Source organism: Flagellimonas rhodophyticola (genome assembly GCF_049332665.1).
Taxonomy (GTDB): domain Bacteria; phylum Bacteroidota; class Bacteroidia; order Flavobacteriales; family Flavobacteriaceae; genus Flagellimonas.
In genome coordinates, this window is the sequence record NZ_CP186326.1 from 3089841 (window position 1) to 3113852 (window position 24012).

Consider the following 24012-nt stretch of genomic DNA (forward strand, 5'->3'; position numbering starts at 1 on the left):
AATTTGGTCAACTACAAACATTTCTAGAAAAATGAGTCTTCAAAAGGTTACCTTCAAGAATGCCCAAGGTCAGGAATTGGTAGGTCGTTTAGAGCTTCCTGCCGATAACTATCCCCATAATTTTGCGGTATTTGCACACTGCTTTACCTGCAACAAAAATTTATTAGCGGTAAAAAACATAAGCAAAGGATTGACTTCGAACGGCTTTGGCGTACTACGATTCGATTTTACCGGGCTCGGTGAAAGTGAAGGTGATTTCGCCGATACCAATTTCTCTGGAAATGTCGAAGATTTAGTAGCTGCGGCGCGATTCCTTTCTGATAATTATACGGCTCCTGCACTAATCATAGGGCATTCCTTGGGTGGATCTGCCTCTATTTTTGCAGCTAGTGAAATTCCTTCAATAAAGGCTGTTGCAACTGTTGGGGCGCCATCAAATCCTGTTCATGTAAAACACCTTTTGAAAAGTGGGATTGAAGAAATTCAATCTGAAGGTAAGGCCGTTATCAATCTTAGCGGAAGGGATTTTACCATAAAAAAACAGTTTTTAGATGACCTTGAAACAAAATCATTGCCTGAAACTGCCAAGGCATTAAGAAAACCGCTATTGATAATGCATTCGCCCCAAGATGATACTGTGGGCATAAGGAATGCTGAGGAAATATATATCGCAGCACATCATCCTAAGAGTTTTGTATCATTGGACGGAGCTGACCATTTACTCTCCAGAAAAGAAGATTCAATTTATGTTGGTGAAGTCATTGCAAATTGGGCCAAAAGATATCTGGTTGAAAGTGGAAAAAAAGAAAATCGTTTAAAAACCAAACATCAGGTGGTGGCTAGCTTGGACGGTGCGGACGGATTTACCACCCAAATGAAAGTCGGCAAGCATTACATGATAGCCGATGAACCAGAAAGTTTCGGTGGAAATGACTTTGGGCCCTCACCGTATGAATTGGTTTCGGCTGGTTTATCAGCGTGTACGGTAATGACCATTCAAATGTATGCCAGACGCAAAGGATGGATGGTCGACAATGTTGAAGTACATACTTCATACAGCAAATCCCACATGGAAGACTGTGAAAATTGTGAAAGTGATACTGCCAAAATCGACACCTTTCACCGAGAAATCAAATTAACGGGTAGTTTGGACGAAAAACAGAAAGCGCGGATAATGCAGATTGCGGATAAATGTCCAGTGCATAAAACTTTGCACAGTCAAACCCAAGTCATCACTAAATTATTGGAATAGGAAATATGCGAACTATTGTCGCATATATAAAATATCAAAGTAGCGTAGTTCTAGCTCCAGAGCTGCATTATGAATTTTTCGCAGTGCCCTAACATAGTCGTTATACCCAATTTGCCCGTTTAGCCAAGCTTTTTTCGATTGGTGATACCCTTTACAAAAAGATTTTCTCTTCTTACAATAGATAAGAAAATTTATGTAATCGGTCGGTTGTTGAACCAGGGTACTCACGAACTTCTATGTTTTATTGTTGATTAAAGTGCTTTTGTTATAACGAGATTAACTTAAAAATAGTATTTCATCGGTGTTTATTAACCTTTCATCGATAGAATTCATAGTGCAATTGCAAAACAAAACTATTGCCATGTGCCCAAATATTGAGTAACTTGGACCAAAACCTAAAACAAATACCATGAAAAAAATACATACACTGGCGCTCGCTGTAATTCTATTTGTAGGCTTTAGCTGTAAACAAGCCAAAAAAGAGGCAGATGTGAGTACTGAAGAAGCAGTGGAAGAGGTAAAGGAAGAAATTGTTGCCGTAAAGTCCATAAAGTTTGCAATGGAAGCCAAAAGTGATAGTGATGTGGCTGGAGAGGTAACATTTTCCGAAGAAAATGGGAATGTAATTATGAAGGCCAACCTATCTGGTCTTTCTGAAGGAGAACATGCGATTCACATTCATGAGAAAGCCGATTGTTCATCTGCTGATGGAAAATCTACCGGTGGACACTGGAATCCAACTTTTCAGCCTCATGCCAAATGGGGTGACGAGGGAGGTTACCACAAAGGTGATATCGGAAATTTTGTAGCAGACGCCGAAGGAAATGCGGAAGTGGATTTCGCAACTGCAGAGTGGTGCATTGGTTGTGATGATGAAACAAAGAATATTTTGGGCAAAGCTGTTATCGTCCACCAAGGTGTGGATGATTTCACTTCCCAGCCCAGTGGGGCAGCTGGAGCAAGAGTGGCTTGCACCGGGATAATTCAATAAATACGGGGAGCCACCTTTTTAGGTGGCTCTTTTTTTTCATCTTCAAAACTTCGTTTGCAGCTATGAAACTAGGAGCTTTTTCTATCAGTCTTGCAGTAAAGAACCTTGAAACTTCAAAGGCATTCTATGAGAAACTCGGTTTTACCGTATTCGCCGGAAGCCAGAATCACAACTACTTTATTTTAAAGAATGGCAATGCCCTCATTGGAATTTTCCAAGGAATGTTTGAAAACAACATACTTACTTTTAATCCCGGTTGGAATGAAAATGCGGAAGCTTTACCAGAATTTGATGATGTACGAACTATACAAAAGCATTTAAAATCCAGTGGAATTGCGTTGACCTCTGAAACCGATGAAAACGCTTCAGGTCCTGGAAGTTTTACCGTGGTTGACCCTGATGGTAACGTAATTCTTGTTGATCAACATCTCTAAAGCCCTTTACCCTCCTATTTCTATATTAAATTTAATATATTTATGTAACTAGTTACATAAATGAATATGCAAAACGATTTCCTACCAGGATTGAAACATTTGGGGTTTACAGCTCGCATCAAAAGACTGAACGAGAAAATAGTTTCAAGCACCTTTGGACACTATTCAAACCTAAAAATAAAATTAGAGCCAAATTGGCACGTCATTTTTCTTTTGTTGAAGGAAAAAGGTGAGTTGACCGTAACCGAAATAGCCAATGCTTTGGGGTTCTCCCATCCTGCCATAATTAAGATTACCAGAAAAATGAAGGATGAAGGTTATTTGGAAACTTACAAGGACCTACTTGATGGAAGAAAAACACTGATCAAGATATCGAACAAGGGAGAAAAGGCCCTGCCAGATTTCGAAAAAGAATGGCTCAAAATACAAGAGGTACTTCAAGAGTTTGTAGATGAAGATTTTTTACAAAAGCTTACTGTCTTGGAACAAAAATTGAATGAACAGAGCTTCGCAGCACGTTATCAAAATCGTTATGGACAAATTGACTCTGAACAAGCGTTTGTTATTCGCAATGCCAAGCCCACTGAACACTGGCGTATTGGGCAACTAATGGTTGAGGTATATGCAGGACTTGAAGGATTTCCAAATGAGACTGAACAACCTGCATATTATCAAACCCTTAAAAACATTGGGGACTTCACCAAAAAACCTGAAGTAGAACTTTTGGTTGCCGTAACCGCAAAAGGTGAAATTATAGGAGGAGTACTGTATTTCGGAAATATGAACTACTATGGTTCGGGAGGGGCAGCTCCTTCTGAAAAAAATGCATCTGGTTTTAGGCTTTTGGCTGTTCATCCGAATGGCAGAGGTTTAGGAGTAGGTAAGGCTCTAAGTTTAGCATGTATACAGAAAGCCAAAGAGAAAAACCATAAAAACGTTATAATCCACACCACAGAATTCATGAAAGTGGCCTGGAAAATGTATGAAAGACTGGGCTTCAAAAAAGCTGTGGACCTTGATTTCCTTCAAGGAAAATTAAAAGTTTACGGGTTTCGCTTAAAAGTGAAATCGCCTTTTTAGCTGGAGAGTTTCTAGATATTGATAAAAAAGAACGACCTGGTTACCCAAGTCGCTCCTTTAATCAACTAAAATCAATACTCAAAAATTACAATTTAACCCCTACCCCAAAACCAATAATCCATGGGTTTATATCTACATCTGCTCCGACTGTTGCTCCAAGTGCAGTGGTAGCGTTTACCGTGGCATCTGTGCTAAGAAATAATTTTTTAACATCCGCATTTAAGAACCATTTGTCATTCAACATAAAATCAAACCCGGCCTGCAGAGCATAGCCAACGGAGGTATCGTAGTCCACATCATCTGCAACAGGTCCCTCGTCAACACCATAAAACAATGTTAGGTTAAGTCCTGCTCCCACATATGGAATAAAGTCTCCACCTGTAAAATGGTATTGTCCAGTCAAGGTCGGAGGAAGCAACCATACATGTCCTAGATCAATATCCCCGGCAGATGTTCCCACTGCTTCAACATTATGTTTGGTAGTTGCTAAAATCAGTTCTAAAGACCAATTTTCATCGAAGAAATATGAAATATCAAATTCAGGAACAATGGTTGTTGAAATTGAGGCGTCACCTCCAATTGCTTCAATATCTGCACTCTCATCTGGGGTTACTACTATTCCACGCAGTCTAAACTGCCAAGGACTTTCGTTAGTATCAGCCGATTCCTGGGCCATGATAAAGGTCGACATACCAAAAAGTAGCATGATTGAACAAATAACTAGTTTTTTCATTGTGCTGTGTTTTAAAATTTGTCAAAACTACCTCTAGGGTAATTCAGAGAATATGATCTTTATCATTGTCCTTCTTTTTTGATTCCAAAATTTCATTTACATTGGTTATCATTGGAAATCAGTCCTCTTTTTTCGCTACAACGAGAAATGGGTAATTTGCAAGACCTAAACGAGCATCCATGGTTGATATAATGTCTTTTAAACAGGAAATCTTGATTACCTTAATTCTAACGGTCGTCATTTTTGGTCTTAATTTATTAAGTAAACATGCGATTCGTCGGTTCGGAAGAACTAGTGCAATCGACCTAAATAGCCGAAAGATTATTTTTTATTTAAGTAATCTGTTTTTTTACGGACTCGGTATTATTTTACTTGGTTTCATATGGGGTATCAATCTTCAACAGTTTTCGGTATTCATCTCTTCTGTATTGGCCATAGTTGGGATAGGGTTCGTTGCCCAATGGTCCATTCTCTCTAACTTAACGGCCAGTGTGATTCTATTTTTTAGTCACCCCCTGCGACTTGGAGACCGTATTAGAGTTATGGATAGCGATTTCGACTGGACGGGAAAAGTTGAGGACATTAGTGGTTTTTACCTTTTTATGCGCACAGATGATGGTAGAAGGATTAGCATTCCCACTAACCTTGTAATTCAAAAAGGTATCGAGATTTTACAACCTGATGAAAATGAAGTTACTGCGCCGGAGAAAATAGAATCCTGACAAATACCATTAAATACCTAAGGGAAGTCCTATAATTTGTTTTATTTTGAAACGTAAACATTAACCTAATGAACCCTTCTGCTTCTGGTTGGATCAATAAATTTGGGCATCTTGTAAAAAGTGTACCCGATGCCTTTCCAAATTTTGAAAGCCTTTACCAAGAACTCAAAAGAAACGGGTTTGTTTATGGAATTCATATTGATATCCCGCCATTCATCAGTGTTGAGCATCAATTAACCGAGGATGAAGTAGCAAAAATTAATCTGCTTACCGCTCTATACTATACTTATCAATTCGATAAGCAAGAAAGTGATTTCGAACTTTTTGTAAATACGGTTTTCGGGTATTACCAATCGTTAGAGGTAGGTAAAATTTCGTTTCTCAATAAGATTTTGACGGGGAGTCATACAGAATCCCAACTTGAAAAGCTCATAGATTCTCGAATTTATCTAGGTGGAAACGCGTTCAATCGTGCTTTTGGCAACAGTCTTACCAATTCACTTCTGTATGTTGATGTTCTTATCTTCAGAATTTATCTTTTAGGTCAACGATCTTTGATAGAGCATGCCCAACTTTTGGAATATGTTACCATCAATATTGCATATCAAGCTTTAAATTCCAAAGAAGTCCAAAAAGAAGATGCCAAACTTATTCAGCTTTTGGGTTCGTCACTCACCTATTTAAATTTAGATGATGCAAATTATGAAGGTAATTATCATGATTTGTTGCAATACAATTTCACTGACTGTGAGAAAGATTATTTTTTGGATATGGCATGTTTGACCTTGTGGGAAGACAAGCAAATCGATCACGCAGAATCCGAGTATATTTTTCATCTTGGAAGGGATTTGGAAAGGTCCAAAAAAGAGGTCGATTCGGCCATGGATTTCGTTCAGTTTTTCTTCAAAAAAAACAAGTCGAAAATTGGGTATTTAAATGACAAAAATGTCGCTGTTCAATTCTACGAAGGAATGTCCAAAAATGTTGGAAAATTAATTTTAAGAAACAGCAAAAGATTAAAAAAGGAATTGGCAGAAAGCAAGGAATTAGTTTCACTTTTATCCAAGTCCGCAACCAAGGAATTGAATGCGGATGAAAGGAAAAAAATTCAAAATCAATTGTTGGATATTTTTAAGACCATTCCCTCGTTGGCTATTTTTATGCTTCCAGGTGGAGCTGTATTATTGCCTATTTTCATCAAGTTAATTCCTAAATTGCTACCTTCCGCTTTCGATGATAACAGAGTAGACTAAATTTCTTTGATTTTAGGCTAAAAAGCCACTATAAGAAAAACTTATAATTGATTTGTAATGACTTTATTAAATTGGTATTCAGATTTTTAAATATAATTATTCCAACCATAACTTAAAGTCTTTCACACGCTCCCTACTTACTATGATTTCTTGCTCATTAAAGCGGTTCAGCTTAATTTGAAGTCGGGAATTCGTATACGAAATGATGTCATTGATGTGATTGACGTTCACATAAAACTTTCTGCTTATTCTAAAAAAAGTTTTTGGAGACAACTCCTCCTCCAACTGCTCAAGGGTAGTATCCAACAAATAATTCCTGCCATCCAAAGTTGCTGCATATGTGCCTTTGTTCTCGCTATAAAAACATTCCACATCATCTGCATTTATGATCTTAAGATGCTGCCCCACCTTCACCGTAAATCGTTTTTTGTATTCCCTTTCCAAAGGGTTTACCAACAGCTTTTTTATGTCATTAAAATCGACTGCTATTTTTTGGTTTTCGGGTTTAAAGTTTTGATACTTTTTTACTGCTATTTCAAGCTCATCATCGTCAATAGGTTTCAACAAATAATCGATGCTATTTAACTTGAATGCTTGGAGTGCATATTCGTCATAAGCCGTAGTAAAAATGATTGCACTTTTTACCTCGATGATATCGAAAATTTCAAACGAAAGACCGTCCGATAATTGGATGTCCAAAAAAATCAAATCGGGATGTTGATTGTTCTGAAACCATTCAATCGATTCTTCAACTGAGTGAAGCATTATTGATACCTCAACATCCAATTCGGAAAGTAACCTGTTCAATCTTCTTGCGGCAGGTTTTTCGTCTTCTATGATTATAGCGTGCATTTATTAGGTAATTTATTATTATCGGTATTTTTTTTGCTCTTCTTCCTCTTCATCCATGTATTTCCGAATCTGCCTTTCTTCCCAGTTTTTAAGAAAGGGTACTTTATTTCTGTTAAGAATTAGGGCATGGATTACAATTATTAGTCCCCAAATGGCAAAATTACTGTGGATCCAATCAAAATAATAGGTCTCCTTAGGAAACCATTCTGGCATAAAAGGATGCAACCATCCGCTTTTAAAGAGATAAAATATCCCGTTGATTATTACGAAAATCTTAAGGTGATTGTAGAAGCCCTTTAGCTCTTTGACCCTTTTCTTGGCGCGTTCGTATTTTTGGATATCCATCATGACGGCAGCTTAAATAAACTTACATTAATTCTAACTGTCTTTCTCATTATTTGAACTTGTCCATTTCTTTTTTATCCTTATCGATGTATTTCTGGATTTGTCGCTCCTCCCAATCTCTCCCAAATAAAAGATTAAATCCAAAGACTTTGGATGCATGGAACAACAGCCCTATGCCCCAGCCTACCAATGTTACAAAATGAGGCCACTGCCAAAAATCATCCGTATTTCTATAAATATTAACCAATATAACAGCGTTAATAAGAGTATATATGGATAAGTGGATGTAAAATCCCTTCATTTCCTCAACCTGTTTTTTAGCTCGTTTGTACTTGTCTTTATTAAAATTTTCCATAATTATCTCCATTTTTTTGTGTTCTCATCTTCATTCATCAACTCCTTTATCTTGCGTTCTTCCCAACTCTTTCCAAAAAACGGATTGAGATTGAAGGTGCATAAAGCATGAAATACAATTCCGATACCCCATCCGAAAGCGGCCCATAAAAACCACATGTATCGAAAATCGTTTACAACATAGTTGATAATCGCTAGGGCAGATATCACCATGATATAGGACCATAGGTTGGCATAAAACTTCTTTAACTCATCAACTCTTCCTTTTGCCCTTATATACTTACTTTCTTTTTTTGATTGTTCCATTTTGGTTGGTGTTGCAAATTATTAAATATAAGTATTCGTTAAAATTTATCGTCCTGCATCAATTCTTCAATTTTGCGGGCTTCCCAGTTTTTCCCAAGAATGGGATTATAACCAGTTACGTGCATCCAATGAAGCACCAATCCAAAACCCCAGCCCAGAGCAGGGAATATAGCCCAGATAAAACTTGTGGTTTGGTAATTTATGTAGACTAGAAAGGGAATCACCAAACAATAAGTCACTAAATTATTGTAGAAGCCTTTTAGCTCTTTTACCTTCTCTTTAGCTCTTTCGTATCTGTATTCGTCTTGAGTTTTCATATGTTTTGTTTTTAGATGTATTTATTATTACACCTCAAAATTCCATATAAATAAGGGGTAGTAAAAAAATGGATTCGCGAACTGTTGTTTTACCTGGATGAACTGTATTGAAATGTCAAAATGGTATTAAAAATCATCTTGGTCCATCAGTTCCTGAATCTTACGCTCCTCCCAACGCTTACCCCAAAGTGGGTTGTAACCGAAGGCCTCCATTCCATGCGCGAGTACGCCAAAGCCCCAACCCAAAGTAGGGAAAAAGGCCCATAAAAAATCAGTGGTTCTTAAGTTGAGCCACCATAAAAAGGGAATTACAATACAATAAGCTGTTAAATTGGAGTAGAACTCCTTTATACCCTTCACCCTTTCTTTGGCCTTTAAATAACGTTTCTCCTCAATAAAGCTTTGTTGAGTTTCCATTACCGAGATTTGCTCTGTAAGGATTGGAAGCCCCACACTGAATTCTGATTTAGTTTTGGTTATAAAAACTTCACGATCAGTGAGAATACCGTACCGTTGTTTAATGTTTTGAAGTCCAACTCCACTACTTTTTTTAACGACCTGCTTTTCTTGCAGATTATTGCGCACAATCAACATCCCATCTTGTTCAATGACTTTTAAATGCAGAGGTTTGCCTGCGGTAACGATATTATGCTTTACTGCATTTTCCAATAACAGCTGCAGTGATAATGGGACTATTTTGGCGTCTGGGACACTACAATTATCTGGGATTTCAAAAACAATACTGTCTTCAAATCGCATTTTCAAAAGTCTTACATAGGTACGCGCAAAATTGAGTTCCTCATCAACAGTTACAAGGTCCTTGTTTTTCTGTTCAAGTACGTATCGATATACTTTGGATAGTGAGGTGGTGAATTTTTGTGCTTGAGTTGGGTCCTCTTCAATCAAACTGGTCAATACGTTTAGACTGTTGAAGAGAAAATGAGGATCCAGCTGATTTTTTAAAGCATCAAATCTTGCAGAGGCTGTTCCCGCAATAATTTTTTGCTTTTTGACCTCCTTTTTTTGAAGTGCCCGATAAAAATAAAAGGCATGCGTAAAAAGGGAAGCAATGATGGTAATAACAATAGCTATAATGTATGAATCCACCGTTTCTTCTCTTAGGAATTCCGTGATGGACAAACCTTGGTAATAGAAATGAACCAAATAACGCAGTATTCCAAAGGTAATAATGGTAAGAAAAAAGGAACCTATAGCACCTATCCACAGTCGTTTTTTTGGGTCTTTCTCCCAAGAATAACGAATGTCCATCCCATCATAGTAGTAAGAGTTGACAACTGTTAAACCAAACGAAAAAATAAAGCTAATGATGATGTCTCTTACAACACTATCAAAAGAATAGTCGCCATCCCCAAAGACAAAAATGCTTAGGATGGCGACAAATGCCGTTATCAATAAAGAAACCTTGACAACCTTGATAAAGTTACGCATACTTATGACTTACATTGTGCTAAGACCTGTTCTGCCCTGTCTTTTCCCCAAGAAGGATAGAACGGAGTATCGTTGTTAAAATTAGCAAAAAGTTCCAAGGCTCTTTCGATATCTTTACAATATGGTGCAATATCATTACCAAAATATCTAGCAGCCCCCATATCCCACTCCGCTTTTGAGAATATCACACGTGGGTTATCTGGAGCTAATTCCAAAGCCTTTTGATACAGTTGGGTGTTTTTGCCGGATAAGGTCATCCCATATGTTGCGCCATCAAAAGCAATCCATGCCGTATTGATCATGGCCTCTTGAACCAGTAATTCAGGATTGTCGGGTGAAATCGCTTTCGCCAAATCAGTAAACTCTTTTGCCTTTTCCAACTGTTTGGAAAGTTGTTCCAAATCGGTTACCCCGAACGAGTAAATCGTGTTTATTTGGGCCACATAATAATGAGGCAACCAATTGTCTTGTTCTGCCATGGCTATGCGTTCAAAGAGGTTTGCCGCTTCCATAGGTTTCTGTTCCCCCCATAACTGAAAGGCTTTTTCCATGCCCTTGGTATATTTATCCTGGGCGTTAACCGTTCCAACACATGCAATTAAAATAAGAAGAATTAGTTTTTTCATGACTGTTCGTTTTTTAATTATTTATGCAGCAAAAGTGCTTTAGAACAGCATATTTGACTAAAAACTATTACCCAACTGTAGATTTTTACAACTGAGTTGTCATATCGAAACAAAAAGTCCGGCAATTCTTTTGAAAAGCCGGACTCCTAAATATATAAATATTGGTTATTGGTTGCTATAATCTTTATAAATCGCTTCTTCAAAAGCCGCCCAATGGGCATCCGTCATTCTTCCAGGTGTAAAAAGGCATATTCCCGTAGCGCCGTTTAACATAGACCCCGCAATGGCTTCTCCAATCTCCTCGGGCAACAACCCATGATTTTCTGGATCTTTCTCATCACCCTTTTTTTCTGGTTTGGGGCAAATGAACAATCCGCTATATACGGGAATTCCATTTTTGATGGCCCCAACTTCTTCTTTAACAATCTCACCCACCCATTCTGGTCCTTCCAAATAAAAGTCATTGTAATTCATGGGATAAACGGCATCCAAATTCCATTTATTCCACTCCTGTCTCACTAATTTTTTGGCGATAGAAGGTCCCGGAAAAACGGCAGCATTAATTTTTTTGCCTTTGGTGTGCGCTACTTCTGCCAATCTGCTCACCATATTGGTAATAAGGTCATATCTAAACTGCTTCCATTCGGGTACTTGCGTAGCATCCTCAACTTCTTTGATGTCGATGCCGCTCTTCGCTTTGAAATCGGAAGTACAATCATCACAATAACAGTAGTCATAAGGTGCATATTCTTTGTCCATGACCAGTCCATATTTATCCCATAAACCTCGGGCCAGAATAACATCGGGAAAACGGATATAATCCAAATGAATTCCATCAACTTCCGCAACATCAGCAACGCTTCCGTACAGTTCAGCTAAGAAATTGTATGTTCCTTCTTTGCTTGGGCACAAAAATTTATAGTAGGGAACATAGGCCGGTTTTTCGAAAGCTGATTCCCCATCCCTGTTAACAGCATACCATTCTTTTTCTATTTTAGCATTCTCCCCTTGGACCATGGTAGGAATCCAGGTGTGAAATTCCATTCCAGCAGCTTTCACCAGTTTTCCAACTCGTTTATATGTTTCAGGGTCATGCCCTCCATTATACATAAGTCCATCAATTCCTTTTTTCTTAAAGTCTTCAAATTGCGCAGATAATTCTGCATCTGTTGCCTCACCAGGACCGCCCGTCCAAGCGTATACCGGAATCTTATTCTTTTTCTCAACTGAAGCAGGACTTTCCGAATTTTTGGTCTTGCAGGAAATCAATAGTAAACCGACTCCGGCGAATAGAAGAAATTTGTTCATTTTACTCATTTTTTAGTCTTACGCAAGATCAATTTATGCAAACTTTTCTTGTTCCCTGAGATTCTTAGCTCAATGACGCGTCTGTCAATATGAACACCTATAGTTTGATCACTTTTGAGTTAAGGTCTTGGTCATCAATTCTAATTTTAAGTTAAAAAATCATTCAAACTAGATTTCTTTTTGGTTTGGTGCAACCCTTGTTTTTTTCCCATGTCCTTAGGGAGAATAAAATCAAAAAACGATTACATCTAAACTTAAATCAAAAAACAGATGAAGAAAAACAAAAAAAAGCGTAGTCCCATACGTTTACTCATTGGCCTATGTCTTTTACTGAGTTCAATTACGCTAAGCGCTCAAAACAGCTATACGGTAAGTGGAAATGTGAAGGATCAAATCAATGGTGAAACACTTTTTGGCACTTCCATATTTTTAAAAGGAACCACCATTGGAGCCATAACCAATGAATACGGTTTCTATTCCATAACAGCCCCTGAAGGGTCTTACACCCTTGTCTTTTCACATTTAGGATATAAAGAAATATCGATGCAGCTTGTCCTGGATAAAAATCAAAAAATTGATGTGGAAATTGCAGAATCCTCCACGCAGTTGGATGAAGTTGAGGTTACTGCCGAAGAACCAGAGCGTGCTATTCTGCGAAAACCTGAAATGAGTGTTTCCAAGCTCAACATAAAAACGGTAAAACAGATGCCCGTAGTCTTGGGTGAAGTAGATGTAATTAAGTCACTTCAAATTTTACCAGGGGTCACCAATAATGGCGAAGGATCTAGCGGCTTTCATGTTCGCGGTGGAGCAGTGGACCAAAACCTTGTACTCTTGGATGAGGCCATTATTTATAACACCTCACATATGCTCGGATTCTTTTCGGTTTTCAATGCGGATGCCGTAAAGGACCTAAAATTGTATAAGGGTGGTATTCCAGCAAAATTTGGTGGCAGGGTATCCTCTGTATTGGATGTTAGGCAGAAAGATGGAAACAGTAAGAATTTTGCATTAACAGGCGGTATTGGCGTAATCTCCAGCAGGCTAGCCGCTGAAGGACCCATGTTCAACGACAGAGGTTCATTTCTTGTGGCTGGTAGAGGCTCGTATGCCCATCTATTGTTGAAACTAGCCGGGGAAAAGAACAGTGTGAGTTTTTATGACCTCAACCTAAAGACCAATTATCGTTTAAATGACAACAACAAGCTATTTCTTTCTGGATACTTTGGAAGGGATGTTTTTGATTTCGATGGCTCATTTAGCAGCAGCTACGGTAATGCCTCAGGAAATTTAAGGTGGAACCATATTTTCAACGACCGTTTGTTCTCAAACTTATCCCTTATTTACAGTAAATATGATTATGAACTGGGTATAGAGGATTTCGAATTTGACTGGATTTCATCCATCAAAAATTATAATGCCAAATACGATCTGAAATATTACTTCAGTGATGCATTTAAGCTCGATTTTGGTATTAGTACTATAAAATATGAGTTTGACCCAGGGCAAATCAAACCTACTGGTCCTAACTCTTCCATAAACGAACTACAACTTGATAAAAAACGAGCTTTAGAAAGTGCCGCCTACATTAATGCGGAACACAAATTGACCGACAATTTAACCGCACAATATGGACTACGATTTAGCCATTTTAACAGGATGGGAGGACAACCGTTGTCTGAGTACGCGAATGACCAACCGCTAATTTACAATCCTACCCTTCGATTTTATCAACGAACAGACCCCATTGGCGAAACTGTTTATAAGAAAAGTGAGAGCATAGAAACATTCAGCAATTTTGAGCCACGCCTTGCACTAGCCTATCAACTCAACGACTATTCATCCATCAAATTGGGTTATTCCAGAGCTGCGCAATACATTCATTTACTATCCAACACCTCTTCGGTTACTCCTCTAGATGTTTGGACTCCCAGTGGAAAGTATATCAAACCTCAATTGTCCGATCAATATGCATTGGGATATTTCAGAAACTTCAAAGACAAAATGTACTCCATGGAGGTGGAAGCCTATTACAAGACAGTAGATAACAGAATTGATTATATCGATGGTTCGGACCTGATAGGCAACAACAACATTGAGCGAGAGATTTTAAATGGTGAATCCCGAGCATACGGACTTGAACTATTGTTCAGAAAGAATGAAGGCCCTTTCACTGGTTGGATCTCCTATACACTCTCCAAATCAGAACAAAGAACTTTTGGTGGAAATGCCGGTGGCCCAGGAATCAATAATGGTGATTGGTACAATACTCCCCATGATCGCACCCATGACATTTCTGTTACCGGAGCTTATCAATTCAATGAAAAATGGAGTTTTGGGGCCAATGCCATTTTCCAAACCGGAAGGCCGGTAACCTATCCCAATGGCCAATATCAATACGAAGGTATATCCATTGCGTCCTATTCTGATCGCAATGCCGACAGGTTGCCCGCTTACCATAGATTAGATGTTTCGGCCACTTATAGACCAAATAAAAGACCTGACAAAAAATGGAAAGGGGAATGGGTGTTTGGCATCTATAATGTTTTCAATCGAAAAAATGCGGCGAGTATTTCGTTTGGACAAAATTTTGAAACCGGAGCCAATGAAGCAACCCGAACCGCAATCTTCGGCATTGTTCCATCAATCACCTACAACTTTAAATTTTAAAACAATGAAACACATATATAAAATCTTATTCAGCATCTTATTATCCGGTATAGCTTCCTGCACAGATGTTATTGAAGTCGATGTTCCCGAAGGGCCTATTCGATTAACAATTGAGGCCTCAATTGATTGGGAAAAGGGCACATCCGGAAACCAACAAACCATTTTATTAAGTACTTCTACACCTTTTTTTGAAAGTCAGAACAATTCGGCCGTAACAGGTGCATCCGTCCAAGTTCGAAACAACAATAGTGGTGTCGTTTTTAACTTTCAAGATCAGAACGACGGTCGCTATACCACATCTTCATTCATTCCCGTCATTGGAAATTCGTATACCTTGGAAGTCTTATATGAAGGAGAACAATACACCGCCACGGAGACAATGCTTGCAGTAAGTAATATCTCCAGTATAACACAAACCAGGGAAGATGGTGAGGATGATGAAGCCCTTGAAGTCAATGTTTCCTTTGTAGACCCAGTTGATATTGAGAACTATTATTTTCTCAGATTTCAAAGTAGGGAAGACTTACTACCAGAACTTTTTTACATCAAGGACGAATTTGTGGATGGTAATGAAGTGACTTTTTACTACGAAAAACTTGAGGATGAAGAGGAGAATATCCAGGAATTCGAACCTGGTGACACTGTGGACATTGTTTTATTGGGAATTTCGGAAGATTATCACAATTACCTCCGCTTGTTGGTCGAACAGTTTGAAAGTGCAGGAGATGCCTTTAGTGCCACTCCTGTGGCGTTGGTAGGTAATTGCATAAATGTGGACAATCCAGAGAATACACCCTATGGCTATTTCAGGGTTTCAGAAAAAGTAGCCAGTAGTTTTACGTTTGAGTAGTTTTTGTTTAGGTTGGTAATCCCAAAGTTCGAATCTTCGGCTTTGGGATTTTTGCATTACAGTTCATTGATGTCCGAGGAAGATAAATTTCCGCAATGGTATGAGGAAGTTCATGGTGAAGGAACTTTTATGGAATTTTTAAAGGAGTTTGGAGATACCACCCATGGAGATTTCCAAGAATTATGGGCTTTTAGGGCCGACCTTAATGGAACGGATGGTTCCGTTCAGTCCGCTGCAAGGCAATAATTCGCATTTTTTAATTATACCAGGGGGCAAAGTTTGTCCCCTGTTTTTTATGTCCAATGTCAAAATATCCAAACAAATATGACAGCCACCAATATTTTCAGTCAGTTCAAAAAAAGTTCAATAATCAGAACGATCAAGTTTTAAATATTTTTATTTGAAATTTATCTCAATAAAACTGGTATTGGGTTTTTTGTTCGTGAACATTATTAAAGCTTCTGACCGTCACTATATAACAAACTGAAGGTAAAAGCTTACAAATCAGTGCATTTCATCGAAAACCTTGAATTATCAAAGATTTTAAAAGCGGAGATTTGCATTTTTGAGGGTAACACTAAACATTAACTTCAAGGGTACTCACCCTGTTTTCAAAAACCTCAAATATGAAAATTAAATTCTTTCTGGGTCTACTCATGGCCTTTGCGCTCACTTTTATAAATTGTTCAGATGATAGCAATTCCAATACTGATGGAACGGGTAAACTAACCGTACAATTAACAGATGCTCCTTTTCCATTTGATATGGTAGCGGAGGCCAATGTCACGGTATTTAAGTTAGAAGCCAGAAACAAGGATAGTGAAGATGGTGATATGGATGAAAACACCGATAGCGATATGGATGATGACAGTGAAGGTTCTCCTTTTATTACCTTGATGGAAGAAGAAATGAATGTAAACCTTTTGGAACTTACAAACGGAGTTACAGAACAGTTGGCAAGCATAGACGTTCCTGTGGGCACATATGATCTCTTACGAATCTATGTAAAAGGGGTCAACGTAGTTTTGACGGATGGCCGAACCTTCGACTTAAAAGTTCCAAGTGGAGAACAAACAGGTATTAAAGTATTTATTAAGCCGGGAATCACCGTTGCCGGAGGGTTATCTGCAGACTTGTTGTTAGACTTTGATGTAAGCCGCTCCTTTGTCGCAAAAGGTAACATAAAGAATATTGATGGTATTAATGGCTTTAACTTCAAACCAGTGATTAAGGTGAGTAACCTTTCAACCGCTGGAAGCCTTACAGGAAACGTTAACACCTTGGAAGAAGAGATGCAGGTTGCTCTTGAAGGTGCCCAGATATCTGTTTTAGCAGCTGACACCCTAAATACATCAGGTTTTAGCGATGCAGATGGCAATTATACCATCATGGGATTGGAAGCCGGTTCTTATAAGGTATTTGCTGAATTGGAGGGCTATATCAAAAGTGATACCGTTGATGTGGAAATAGCGGTGGCCAATAAAACCATTCAAGATTTTCAATTGGTAAAAGAGGTGATAGAATAAAACTTTTGAGAGATTTTTAAAATAACAAGCGGGAATTAAATTCCCGCTTTTTTTTGTTCGCTATTCTAATGAATGGCCAAGTTTTGCTTAATCTCAATTTTGTAACTTTCAAAACATATTTAAAAACTAGTCATGAAATCAATTGGATTAACTTTCCTATTCGTATTGTGTACTATTTCGGGATATTCCCAAAGACCAAGCGCATTGGAAAATGGTAAATTTTTTGATAAAAATGGTGCCAAAATGTTATATGGAGGTGAAAGTGAGGCTGAACATTTTATCATAGATAATCTTGACCTGGAACCTGCACAGTTTCATTATGGCATTGGTCGTGAGCGTTTCCCTGCCTTGCTAAAGCCAGAGTTTCAAACCGTTCAAGAAGCAGATTCGAGCTGGACCCCGGAAAGCCGTTTTTTACTAGCCAAAAAAGGAAATGATATCAAAGCATACTCTGTTGCTGATTTAACTCGCCACGAAGTGGTCAATGATATGTTGGATGGTGAACCTGTGTTCGCTGCCTATTGTATTTTGGCAGACTTGGGAGCAATTTATAAAAGAACCTACGCAGATAAGGTTTTTACTTTCGCACTCAGCGGATATACCTATTTTGACCCACAAGTATGGGATGGATTGGACGGTTTTGTGCTATGGGATAGGGAGACTGAAAGTCTTTGGTGGCCCCTGATTGATAAAGCGGTATCAGGTTCACTTAAAGATGTTAAGCTTCAAAAACTGGAAGACACGTATTGGGAAGATACCACTTGGGGACGGATAAAGGAACAGTACCCAACCGCAAAAGTTATGAAGTCAGGTTTGGACTATGAACGTCCAAAAACGTGGAAAAGATATGATGATGTTTCTGACGTCGTAAAAAAATACGCTAACTGAAAAATTTCACCTTTGTATATTCCACATTACTACAAAAACGAAAGTGTTGACGAGGTCAAAACATTTTTAAAAGAAAACAGTTTCGGTATTCTGGTTAACCAAGTTGATGGTAAACCATGGGCCACACATATTCCATTAGAGCTCGATACAGATGACCAAGGAAAAGATGTTTTGGAGGGACATATCTCCAAGGCCAATCCACAATGGAAAGCATTTGAAATGTCCAAAGAGGTTTTATGCATTTTCAATGGACCTCACGCTTATGTTTCCTCTTCATGGTACCAAGAAGAAGAGGTGCCAACTTGGGACTATATAGCAGTGCATGTTTACGGTAAATTAAAGGTTTTGAGTGAAGAAGAAACGATGGAATCTCTCCATAAATTGGTAAACAAGTATGAGAAGGGTTCCAAAAACCCCATATCACTTCATGATATGTCACAGAAAACCCTACGGCAGGTCAAAGGGGTAGTTGGGTTCAGTATTGAGATTACCGAAATTCAAGCAGCCTATAAACTGTCACAGACCCGACCACAAGATCATGCTAAAATTGTTTCCGAACTCTCGGAACGGAAAGACTCTGGAAGCAAATTAATTGCCAAAAAAATCGAAGGCAATTAATATTAAACAAATTTCCTATTCATTATCCTGAAACTTAGTGTCAGCCCATCCAGAGTATCGGGAATTGTTCACATGCATAATCCAGATTTCATCTTTATAAGAACCCTTCATCTTAGAGCGATAGGCTGCGTAGGCGTCCTCATTTTCCTGGTATTTGGCCAAGTACACATAGTTCAATCCATTATCAGGGTTCGTAAAATATTTCGCGTTAAGGCCCTTGGCTTTCAAATTGGCCATAAAACTCTTTAGGTAACGTTCATTTTTAAAAACGTTGGCTACAATGTAATGACCTTTACTTACACCATCCAGGCTAATGAATTTTTCAACGGGCTTATAGGCGCCGCCGGTAAACGCTCCTTTTTTACTAGCAGCCTTTGTTTTAGGTTTTGCAGCGGTATTGGCAACCACTTGTGATTGCTTCACGGAATTATAACCCTTGAACTCGCTTTTTTTAGCCGGTGTGCTTATTTTAAGTTTTGCTGTCCTGTTGGTTTTAGGTTTTACAGCAGTATTTTCAGCAACTTGGGTTTGGACCGTAGCATTGTAAATAGAATCTAAGTCTGAGGAATTTTTGGCTAAATAAATTTTCTGCGCTTTTTCCTCTAGGTCAGGCCGCCTATTGTCTGTTTGTCTTTTGACCATGCGCATGACCATTTCGAAACGTTTCTCCATTTCCTGATCTTTGGACTTTTCCAAAGAGTCCATTTTAAAGAGCAATTCATCAATAATAGCGTAGCTATCTTCTTGATTCTCCTTCAATTGCTTTACTTGTTCCTCCCAAAAAGCCAAATCTTCCTTATTGGTTGGCCTAAGAGTGGTTTCTGTGTCCAGTTTACTTTTCTTTGACTTTTTCTTCTCTTTTTTGATATCGGCAACAAAAGTACCTTCAATAGGCTTTCTGGTTGAACCTTCTTCATTTGATGCCAAGGTATTCCGTGACATAGTGGGCACAAATGAAAACGCAATAGAAACCTCATGGGTCACTCCTAAATTGGCAAAATTGTTATTGATGTTCTTTTCGAAATTGTAACCGAAGGACAATCTTCTGTTCAAATTGAATCCTGTTCCGGCTGAAGCACCATAGAGCTGATCATAACCTCCTTGAATCCAACCTAGTTTGGGTAAATCAAGAATCAATCCTCCACCAAATATTGGATCTTGTTCTGCCTGAAAACGGGCTCTTGCCAAAGGTAATAGCCTTCCATCCTGAAAAATACCAGCGCCATTTTTAAATTCATGGGCAAATTGAACATGGCCAGAAAAAGTTTTCTCATTGAAATCGGTCAAAGACTTACCGGATTTTATATTGTAATCCACCAAATTTTGAGCAAATACACCAAAATCAAACTTCCCAAATGAAACATTCAATCCCGGTTGAAAAGAAATTATGGAGTTTTGGGATGCATCATTTAACAGAGGGTCCTCTTCCAAGGTTACCGCTCTATCCGGGTCAAAACTGCTAACGTAATATGGAATGTTTACACCAAAGCTCAAGCTACTTTTTTGACCTAGTTGAATACCATGGGAATAGTTAGCCATCACCCCCAAATTAGAGATAACACCTTCTTGCTGATTATACAGACTTAATCCCAGTCCAACGCGATCGTTAATTCTTCCACTATAACTTAAAAAGTAATTCTGGTTGTTATCGTTAAAGTCGGAACCTTGGCTGCGATGAAAGAGATTCACATAGGATTTATCCTCCCTAACGGCAGAAAATGTAGGGTTAATCAGAAACCTATTGAACTTTAATAGATTCTGGAACGGCACATCATAGCTTACATAGGGGTTATCTTCCTGCGCATTCATTGCACCGCAGAAAAGTAATGGTATCATCAATAGAAAGAGCCGTTTATTGCGACCTATAGGGATATTTTTTAAATGTAGGGGTAGTTTTATAGCCATGGCCTGGGGTTCTAAGTAGGTTCATTATCCCGGTTGGGATTTGTTTGGTTTTATTGTCTGGTCTCATTGCAAGATTTGGGAACTTGTAAGAGTTTTATTATTAATTGTTCTTGTAATTATACGTTTTTTGTCGACAAAAAACCAATTTAATCGTTGAACTGCATGGTTATTTGTCGACTGATGCTTATATGTAACGACAAACATTCAATTTTCTTATGTAGCTGATTTTGAGCCTCTTCTAGTTTGCCAAAATTTAAAACCAATTTCCTAGTATTTTTGTATCTGCCTATATCGTGTAAGAATGTTATGAGTGAGCATATAAAAATCGTCAGTTGTTCGGAAAAATACTTCGAGGCTTTCAAAGCGTTGAACGAGGAATGGATTAACCAATATTTTAAAATTGAAGAGATGGATCGTATCTCTCTCGGCAATCCAAAAGAATACATTTTGGATAAAGGTGGATACATTGCTGTGGCTTTGCTCAATGATGAAGCTGTTGGTGTTTGCGCTCTAATGAAAAGTAGTCACGAAGGCTTCGATTTTGAACTAGCCAAAATGGGGGTTTCGCCCAAAGCTCAAGGCAAAGGCATTGGCAAGCTTTTGGGTGAACATATTATCCAAAAAGCCCAAACTACGGGTGCCACTAAGTTATATCTGGAAACCAACAGCGTTTTGGGTCCGGCAATTGCCTTATATAAAAAACTGGGTTTTAAGGAAATAACAGGTGTTACTTCTCCTTATGAGCGAAGCGATATTCAAATGTCGCTTGATCTGAATCATTTTTGAAACTATCTACTAGACACTACATTTCTGTCGGTCTATCTTGTTCAAACCTTATACTTTGACTTTCCTATCTCGTTAAAAATGAGTATATTAAAGAATTCACCTTTAAAATTCCAACGTCATGGGAACAGTTAAGAATTTGAACAAATGGGCTAATGCCCATACCTATTATCCATTGGATTTAGTGCGAATTGCCCTTGGAATCTTTCTTTTTTACAAGGGAGTGGAATTTATGACGAATCATGAACAAATGGCCATAATGGTCAGACCCTTTCAAGAGATGCCGGGAGGAATGATTCTTTTGCATTACATAACCCCAGCACATTTTGTCGGCGGTTTTTTGATCGTGGTTGGTTTGCTAACGCGATGGGCAGCAGCGGCCCAGTTACCAATCTTAATCGGTGCGGTATTAACAAATTTCCTAGGGGAAATGAATACCACAAACCTTATTTTGGCAACGCTGACCCTGCTAGCCTGTATATTTTTCCTAGTGTACGGGTCAGGAAAGCATTCTGCCGATTACTATTTGAAAATGCAGCAATAGGAAATCAGTACTATAAGTTATCCAATTGATTGCTCTTGCCATCGTTACTAATGGTCCAAAAGAACCCTACAAAAAAGAAACTATCAGCAGGGGGCGTAATTGCCCTTCTGTCAAAGATTCCATCGACATTCGGTGTGTTTGCGTATTGATAGTCGCTTACATTGTTAAAACTCAATATATTGTTCACCGAAAAGTATAGAATCTTTTGCTGATCAATCAAGTAGGCCCAATTTACACTGAGGTTATTGAAGGATTTGGTCTTTTCTGCCAAAAATTCCGGAGTGTTCGGATTATCATAGGGTCTTCCTGAACCGTAAGAATATGAAACTCCGACCTGCGAACGCAGCTTGTTCACCCAGTATTTGGTCACCAAAGAGAAATTGTGTTTAGGTGCAAAATTAGGTGTTGCACGTTCCATAAAATTCTGATAATCACGTTCCGTGTCCAAATAGGAATATGAAATCCAATAGTCTAAGTTGTTGATGCTTTTATTGTCTCTCCAAAAAACATCGAACCCAGCCGCATAACCACTCCCTAGATTGGAAAAAGCTGAGTTGAACTGCGGAAGCTGAGTATCGTATTTTACCAGATTGTCATAATCTTTGTAGTACCCTTCTGCTCTAAACGTCTTGCCATCACCTACGTATTGGTAATTTAGAATGTAATGTGAGGTTTTTTCAGATGAAAGAGGTGCTCCAAACTTGGCCACATTAGATATAGGGTTCTGATAAAAATCTCCATAAGCAAGTGAAAATTGACCTTTGTCACCAGGCTTATAGGCAAGCGATACTCGTGGTGAAATCGTAAAATCCTGCATAAAAGAACTGTGTTCTCCCCTAATCCCAAGTTTCATTGCAAACTTATTGCTCAAGAAGATATCCGTCTCCGCAAAACCTGCCCACAGCTGATCATCGTAGTCACTTTCAAAGGTAAAGCCATCATTTGCCGAAAAGGTTTCCTCAAAATTGGTATTGAATAATTCAGAACCAATGGTAAGATTAAATCGATTGCTGAAGTTTTTTCGAACTTTAGCCTTTACGTGGGTTGCTGTCTCTTTAGCTTCTACAACGTCTTGCTGTATACCGACATCGTTCGTATCCCACGAAATGGCAGCTCCGGTGGTTAAGCTCCAATCGTTTCCGAAAAAATATTTATATGAGGAGTTAAAATAAAGGTTGTTATTCTTTAATCTAAACTGTATGAAATCATCAAAATTGATATCCTCTTGAGCAATGTCCAAATCTGCATGATTGAATCCTGTGTATAGTTTAAACATGCTCTTCTCTCCCTTGCTCCTGAAAACAGCTTCCCCCGAAATAGACTCGTATGGACTATTCCATCTTACCCCTTGATCAGAAGGAATCAAAGCTTCGTACGGTGAAAGGTTGATATAGGAAGTGTTCAAACTCAACGATTGATCACCCCATATCTCTGTATGACCCAATCCCCCACCGACAGACATTATTGAAATATCCGTCTTTTCTTGGTCAGGCACGTCGGTTGTATTCAAAAGAAGTACGCTGGATAAGGCCTGTCCGTACTCCGCAGAATATCCCCCAGTACTAAAGGTGATTCCTTTAAAAAGAAACGGAGAAAACCTGCCTCTTGTAGGTGTATTGTTTGCGGATGCGTTAAAGGGTTGAAAAACTCGAAGTCCATCTATGAACACCTGTGTTTCATCGGCCGAACCACCTCTTACAAAAAGTCTTCCGTCTTCATTTACGGTAGTTGTTCCAGGTAAGGTTTGCAGAGCCGCAACAAAATCCCCTGCCGCCCCTGCTGTGGTAACAATATCCAATGGCTTTAAAACTGAAACTTTGGAATTGTCGCCTGCCTCAAAAGTTCCGGCAGTTAAGGTAACCCCTGTCAATGCATTTATCGATTCAACCAGTTGTATCTGAATATCTTTAAAATATGTAACATCTCCTATCTCATAGTGGGGGTCATAAGACAACATGGAAATAACCAAGGTTTGGGTACCTGTTTCCGTGGTTTCAAAGTTAAAAGTTCCATTTTCAGTGGTCGAAGCACCGTCATACGTACCCTCTAAATAGACGTTGGCCCCGCTTATCGGATTGTTTTTGGCATCGGTTACGGTGCCGGATACTGTGGTTTGGGAAGATACTGCTCCTGCGATTAAGATTGTAATAAATAAAAGAATCTGGTTTTTCATGACTGTTCGTTGTTTGATACCCCAAAATTGCCT

The 24012-nt window shown here is 38.6% G+C and carries 25 protein-coding genes; 14 read left to right on the forward strand and 11 right to left on the reverse strand.

All coding sequences use genetic code 11. The features are described from left to right. The first annotated feature begins 31 nt into the window (after positions 1 to 31). The 4 genes from ACOKFG_RS13855 (at position 32) to ACOKFG_RS13870 (ending at position 3757) form a co-directional block, all read left to right on the forward strand. On the forward strand, positions 32 to 1252 hold the full coding sequence (locus ACOKFG_RS13855) for a bifunctional alpha/beta hydrolase/OsmC family protein (protein ID WP_298790566.1): 1221 nt from the start codon (positions 32 to 34) through the stop codon (positions 1250 to 1252). Between the two features lie 409 nt (positions 1253 to 1661). Further along, positions 1662 to 2243 (forward strand): superoxide dismutase family protein, encoded by a 582-nt coding sequence (locus ACOKFG_RS13860; RefSeq protein ID WP_298790568.1) that lies wholly within the window; start codon positions 1662 to 1664, stop codon positions 2241 to 2243. Between the two features lie 62 nt (positions 2244 to 2305). Continuing rightward, a complete protein-coding gene (locus tag ACOKFG_RS13865) occupies positions 2306 to 2677 on the forward strand; it encodes a VOC family protein (RefSeq protein WP_298790570.1) in 372 nt (123 codons plus the stop codon). Between the two features lie 66 nt (positions 2678 to 2743). After that, positions 2744 to 3757: a helix-turn-helix domain-containing GNAT family N-acetyltransferase gene (locus ACOKFG_RS13870; protein ID WP_299174151.1), complete on the forward strand. Its 1014-nt coding sequence runs from the start codon at positions 2744 to 2746 to the stop codon at positions 3755 to 3757. Between the two features lie 85 nt (positions 3758 to 3842). Here ACOKFG_RS13870 and ACOKFG_RS13875 read toward each other — a convergent pair whose 3' ends face one another. After that, positions 3843 to 4490 carry an OmpW family outer membrane protein gene (locus tag ACOKFG_RS13875; RefSeq protein WP_299485854.1) on the reverse strand — a complete coding sequence of 216 codons (648 nt, stop codon included), beginning with the start codon at positions 4488 to 4490 and terminating at the stop codon, positions 3843 to 3845. 179 nt (positions 4491 to 4669) lie between these two features. Between ACOKFG_RS13875 and ACOKFG_RS13880 the strand changes: the two genes are divergently transcribed. Both ACOKFG_RS13880 and ACOKFG_RS13885 read left to right on the forward strand, forming a co-directional pair. Then, on the forward strand, positions 4670 to 5212 hold the full coding sequence (locus ACOKFG_RS13880) for a mechanosensitive ion channel domain-containing protein (RefSeq protein WP_298790576.1): 543 nt from the start codon (positions 4670 to 4672) through the stop codon (positions 5210 to 5212). A gap of 68 nt (positions 5213 to 5280) precedes the next feature. Then, positions 5281 to 6465, forward strand: a complete 1185-nt coding sequence (locus tag ACOKFG_RS13885) for an LETM1-related biofilm-associated protein (protein WP_299485856.1) — start codon at positions 5281 to 5283, stop codon at positions 6463 to 6465. Between the two features lie 96 nt (positions 6466 to 6561). On the opposite strand, the gene ACOKFG_RS13890 is transcribed toward ACOKFG_RS13885, so the two are convergent. The 8 genes from ACOKFG_RS13890 to ACOKFG_RS13925 all read right to left on the reverse strand — a co-directional run bounded on the left by ACOKFG_RS13890 (position 6562) and on the right by ACOKFG_RS13925 (position 12022). Then, the gene (locus ACOKFG_RS13890; RefSeq protein WP_299485858.1) at positions 6562 to 7317 is read right to left on the reverse strand and encodes a LytR/AlgR family response regulator transcription factor; all 756 of its coding nucleotides are present in this window, start codon (positions 7315 to 7317) and stop codon (positions 6562 to 6564) included. A gap of 18 nt (positions 7318 to 7335) precedes the next feature. Next, positions 7336 to 7665 carry a 2TM domain-containing protein gene (locus tag ACOKFG_RS13895; protein ID WP_422861476.1) on the reverse strand — a complete coding sequence of 110 codons (330 nt, stop codon included), beginning with the start codon at positions 7663 to 7665 and terminating at the stop codon, positions 7336 to 7338. Between the two features lie 46 nt (positions 7666 to 7711). After that, the gene (locus ACOKFG_RS13900; protein ID WP_298790584.1) at positions 7712 to 8017 is read right to left on the reverse strand and encodes a 2TM domain-containing protein; all 306 of its coding nucleotides are present in this window, start codon (positions 8015 to 8017) and stop codon (positions 7712 to 7714) included. A 2-nt stretch (positions 8018 to 8019) separates the two neighbouring features. Continuing rightward, positions 8020 to 8322, reverse strand: a complete 303-nt coding sequence (locus ACOKFG_RS13905; RefSeq protein WP_298790585.1) for a 2TM domain-containing protein — start codon at positions 8320 to 8322, stop codon at positions 8020 to 8022. A gap of 38 nt (positions 8323 to 8360) precedes the next feature. Further along, positions 8361 to 8639, reverse strand: coding sequence for a 2TM domain-containing protein (locus ACOKFG_RS13910; RefSeq protein WP_298790587.1), 279 nt, complete (start codon positions 8637 to 8639; stop codon positions 8361 to 8363). Positions 8640 to 8765: 126 nt separating this feature from the next. Then, positions 8766 to 10088, reverse strand: a complete 1323-nt coding sequence (locus ACOKFG_RS13915) for a 2TM domain-containing protein (protein WP_299174170.1) — start codon at positions 10086 to 10088, stop codon at positions 8766 to 8768. A gap of 2 nt (positions 10089 to 10090) precedes the next feature. Further along, entirely contained in the window at positions 10091 to 10714 is a 624-nt protein-coding gene (locus ACOKFG_RS13920; RefSeq protein ID WP_422861477.1) for a hypothetical protein, read from the reverse strand. 165 nt (positions 10715 to 10879) lie between these two features. Then, positions 10880 to 12022 carry a hypothetical protein gene (locus ACOKFG_RS13925; protein ID WP_299485865.1) on the reverse strand — a complete coding sequence of 381 codons (1143 nt, stop codon included), beginning with the start codon at positions 12020 to 12022 and terminating at the stop codon, positions 10880 to 10882. Between the two features lie 270 nt (positions 12023 to 12292). Between ACOKFG_RS13925 and ACOKFG_RS13930 the strand changes: the two genes are divergently transcribed. From ACOKFG_RS13930 to ACOKFG_RS13955, 6 genes are all read left to right on the forward strand, one after another. After that, positions 12293 to 14692 (forward strand): TonB-dependent receptor, encoded by a 2400-nt coding sequence (locus ACOKFG_RS13930; protein WP_422861478.1) that lies wholly within the window; start codon positions 12293 to 12295, stop codon positions 14690 to 14692. A gap of 4 nt (positions 14693 to 14696) precedes the next feature. After that, the gene (locus ACOKFG_RS13935) at positions 14697 to 15542 is read left to right on the forward strand and encodes a DUF4249 domain-containing protein (protein ID WP_422861479.1); all 846 of its coding nucleotides are present in this window, start codon (positions 14697 to 14699) and stop codon (positions 15540 to 15542) included. A 69-nt stretch (positions 15543 to 15611) separates the two neighbouring features. Next, a complete protein-coding gene (locus tag ACOKFG_RS13940; protein WP_422861480.1) occupies positions 15612 to 15788 on the forward strand; it encodes a hypothetical protein in 177 nt (58 codons plus the stop codon). A gap of 380 nt (positions 15789 to 16168) precedes the next feature. Beyond that, positions 16169 to 17068 carry a DUF4382 domain-containing protein gene (locus ACOKFG_RS13945; protein ID WP_422861481.1) on the forward strand — a complete coding sequence of 300 codons (900 nt, stop codon included), beginning with the start codon at positions 16169 to 16171 and terminating at the stop codon, positions 17066 to 17068. Positions 17069 to 17200: 132 nt separating this feature from the next. Continuing rightward, the gene (locus ACOKFG_RS13950; RefSeq protein WP_298790604.1) at positions 17201 to 17956 is read left to right on the forward strand and encodes a DUF3179 domain-containing (seleno)protein; all 756 of its coding nucleotides are present in this window, start codon (positions 17201 to 17203) and stop codon (positions 17954 to 17956) included. 12 nt (positions 17957 to 17968) lie between these two features. Beyond that, positions 17969 to 18574, forward strand: a complete 606-nt coding sequence (locus tag ACOKFG_RS13955; RefSeq protein WP_298790606.1) for an FMN-binding negative transcriptional regulator — start codon at positions 17969 to 17971, stop codon at positions 18572 to 18574. Between the two features lie 15 nt (positions 18575 to 18589). On the opposite strand, the gene ACOKFG_RS13960 is transcribed toward ACOKFG_RS13955, so the two are convergent. After that, positions 18590 to 20410, reverse strand: a complete 1821-nt coding sequence (locus tag ACOKFG_RS13960; protein ID WP_422861482.1) for a PorP/SprF family type IX secretion system membrane protein — start codon at positions 20408 to 20410, stop codon at positions 18590 to 18592. Between the two features lie 375 nt (positions 20411 to 20785). On the opposite strand from ACOKFG_RS13960, the gene ACOKFG_RS13965 reads away from it, so the two are divergent. Continuing rightward, positions 20786 to 21265, forward strand: a complete 480-nt coding sequence (locus tag ACOKFG_RS13965) for a GNAT family N-acetyltransferase (RefSeq protein WP_298790610.1) — start codon at positions 20786 to 20788, stop codon at positions 21263 to 21265. A gap of 118 nt (positions 21266 to 21383) precedes the next feature. Beyond that, positions 21384 to 21806: a DoxX family protein gene (locus ACOKFG_RS13970; RefSeq protein ID WP_298790612.1), complete on the forward strand. Its 423-nt coding sequence runs from the start codon at positions 21384 to 21386 to the stop codon at positions 21804 to 21806. Between the two features lie 10 nt (positions 21807 to 21816). Here the strand turns inward: ACOKFG_RS13970 and ACOKFG_RS13975 are convergent, their stop codons facing one another. Next, positions 21817 to 23979: a TonB-dependent receptor gene (locus ACOKFG_RS13975; protein ID WP_298790614.1), complete on the reverse strand. Its 2163-nt coding sequence runs from the start codon at positions 23977 to 23979 to the stop codon at positions 21817 to 21819. Between the last annotated feature and the right edge of the window lie 33 nt (positions 23980 to 24012).

Bases quoted from the DNA above. Each gene is read 5' to 3' on its own strand.
- ACOKFG_RS13930 (WP_422861478.1), top strand. From the start codon at position 12,293: ATGAAGAAAAACAAAAAAAAGCGTAGTCCCATACGTTTACTCATTGGC.
- ACOKFG_RS13975 (WP_298790614.1), bottom strand. From the start codon at position 23,979: ATGAAAAACCAGATTCTTTTATTTATTACAATCTTAATCGCAGGAGCA.
- ACOKFG_RS13915 (WP_299174170.1), bottom strand. From the start codon at position 10,088: ATGCGTAACTTTATCAAGGTTGTCAAGGTTTCTTTATTGATAACGGCA.
- ACOKFG_RS13935 (WP_422861479.1), top strand. From the start codon at position 14,697: ATGAAACACATATATAAAATCTTATTCAGCATCTTATTATCCGGTATA.
- ACOKFG_RS13920 (WP_422861477.1), bottom strand. From the start codon at position 10,714: ATGAAAAAACTAATTCTTCTTATTTTAATTGCATGTGTTGGAACGGTT.
- ACOKFG_RS13965 (WP_298790610.1), top strand. From the start codon at position 20,786: ATGAGTGAGCATATAAAAATCGTCAGTTGTTCGGAAAAATACTTCGAG.
- ACOKFG_RS13925 (WP_299485865.1), bottom strand. From the start codon at position 12,022: ATGAACAAATTTCTTCTATTCGCCGGAGTCGGTTTACTATTGATTTCC.
- ACOKFG_RS13905 (WP_298790585.1), bottom strand. From the start codon at position 8,322: ATGGAACAATCAAAAAAAGAAAGTAAGTATATAAGGGCAAAAGGAAGA.
- ACOKFG_RS13870 (WP_299174151.1), top strand. From the start codon at position 2,744: ATGCAAAACGATTTCCTACCAGGATTGAAACATTTGGGGTTTACAGCT.
- ACOKFG_RS13940 (WP_422861480.1), top strand. From the start codon at position 15,612: ATGTCCGAGGAAGATAAATTTCCGCAATGGTATGAGGAAGTTCATGGT.
- ACOKFG_RS13900 (WP_298790584.1), bottom strand. From the start codon at position 8,017: ATGGAAAATTTTAATAAAGACAAGTACAAACGAGCTAAAAAACAGGTT.
- ACOKFG_RS13910 (WP_298790587.1), bottom strand. From the start codon at position 8,639: ATGAAAACTCAAGACGAATACAGATACGAAAGAGCTAAAGAGAAGGTA.
- ACOKFG_RS13855 (WP_298790566.1), top strand. From the start codon at position 32: ATGAGTCTTCAAAAGGTTACCTTCAAGAATGCCCAAGGTCAGGAATTG.
- ACOKFG_RS13950 (WP_298790604.1), top strand. From the start codon at position 17,201: ATGAAATCAATTGGATTAACTTTCCTATTCGTATTGTGTACTATTTCG.
- ACOKFG_RS13860 (WP_298790568.1), top strand. From the start codon at position 1,662: ATGAAAAAAATACATACACTGGCGCTCGCTGTAATTCTATTTGTAGGC.
- ACOKFG_RS13895 (WP_422861476.1), bottom strand. From the start codon at position 7,665: ATGATGGATATCCAAAAATACGAACGCGCCAAGAAAAGGGTCAAAGAG.
- ACOKFG_RS13945 (WP_422861481.1), top strand. From the start codon at position 16,169: ATGAAAATTAAATTCTTTCTGGGTCTACTCATGGCCTTTGCGCTCACT.
- ACOKFG_RS13960 (WP_422861482.1), bottom strand. From the start codon at position 20,410: ATGATACCATTACTTTTCTGCGGTGCAATGAATGCGCAGGAAGATAAC.
- ACOKFG_RS13885 (WP_299485856.1), top strand. From the start codon at position 5,281: ATGAACCCTTCTGCTTCTGGTTGGATCAATAAATTTGGGCATCTTGTA.
- ACOKFG_RS13865 (WP_298790570.1), top strand. From the start codon at position 2,306: ATGAAACTAGGAGCTTTTTCTATCAGTCTTGCAGTAAAGAACCTTGAA.
- ACOKFG_RS13875 (WP_299485854.1), bottom strand. From the start codon at position 4,490: ATGAAAAAACTAGTTATTTGTTCAATCATGCTACTTTTTGGTATGTCG.
- ACOKFG_RS13880 (WP_298790576.1), top strand. From the start codon at position 4,670: ATGGTTGATATAATGTCTTTTAAACAGGAAATCTTGATTACCTTAATT.
- ACOKFG_RS13890 (WP_299485858.1), bottom strand. From the start codon at position 7,317: ATGCACGCTATAATCATAGAAGACGAAAAACCTGCCGCAAGAAGATTG.
- ACOKFG_RS13970 (WP_298790612.1), top strand. From the start codon at position 21,384: ATGGGAACAGTTAAGAATTTGAACAAATGGGCTAATGCCCATACCTAT.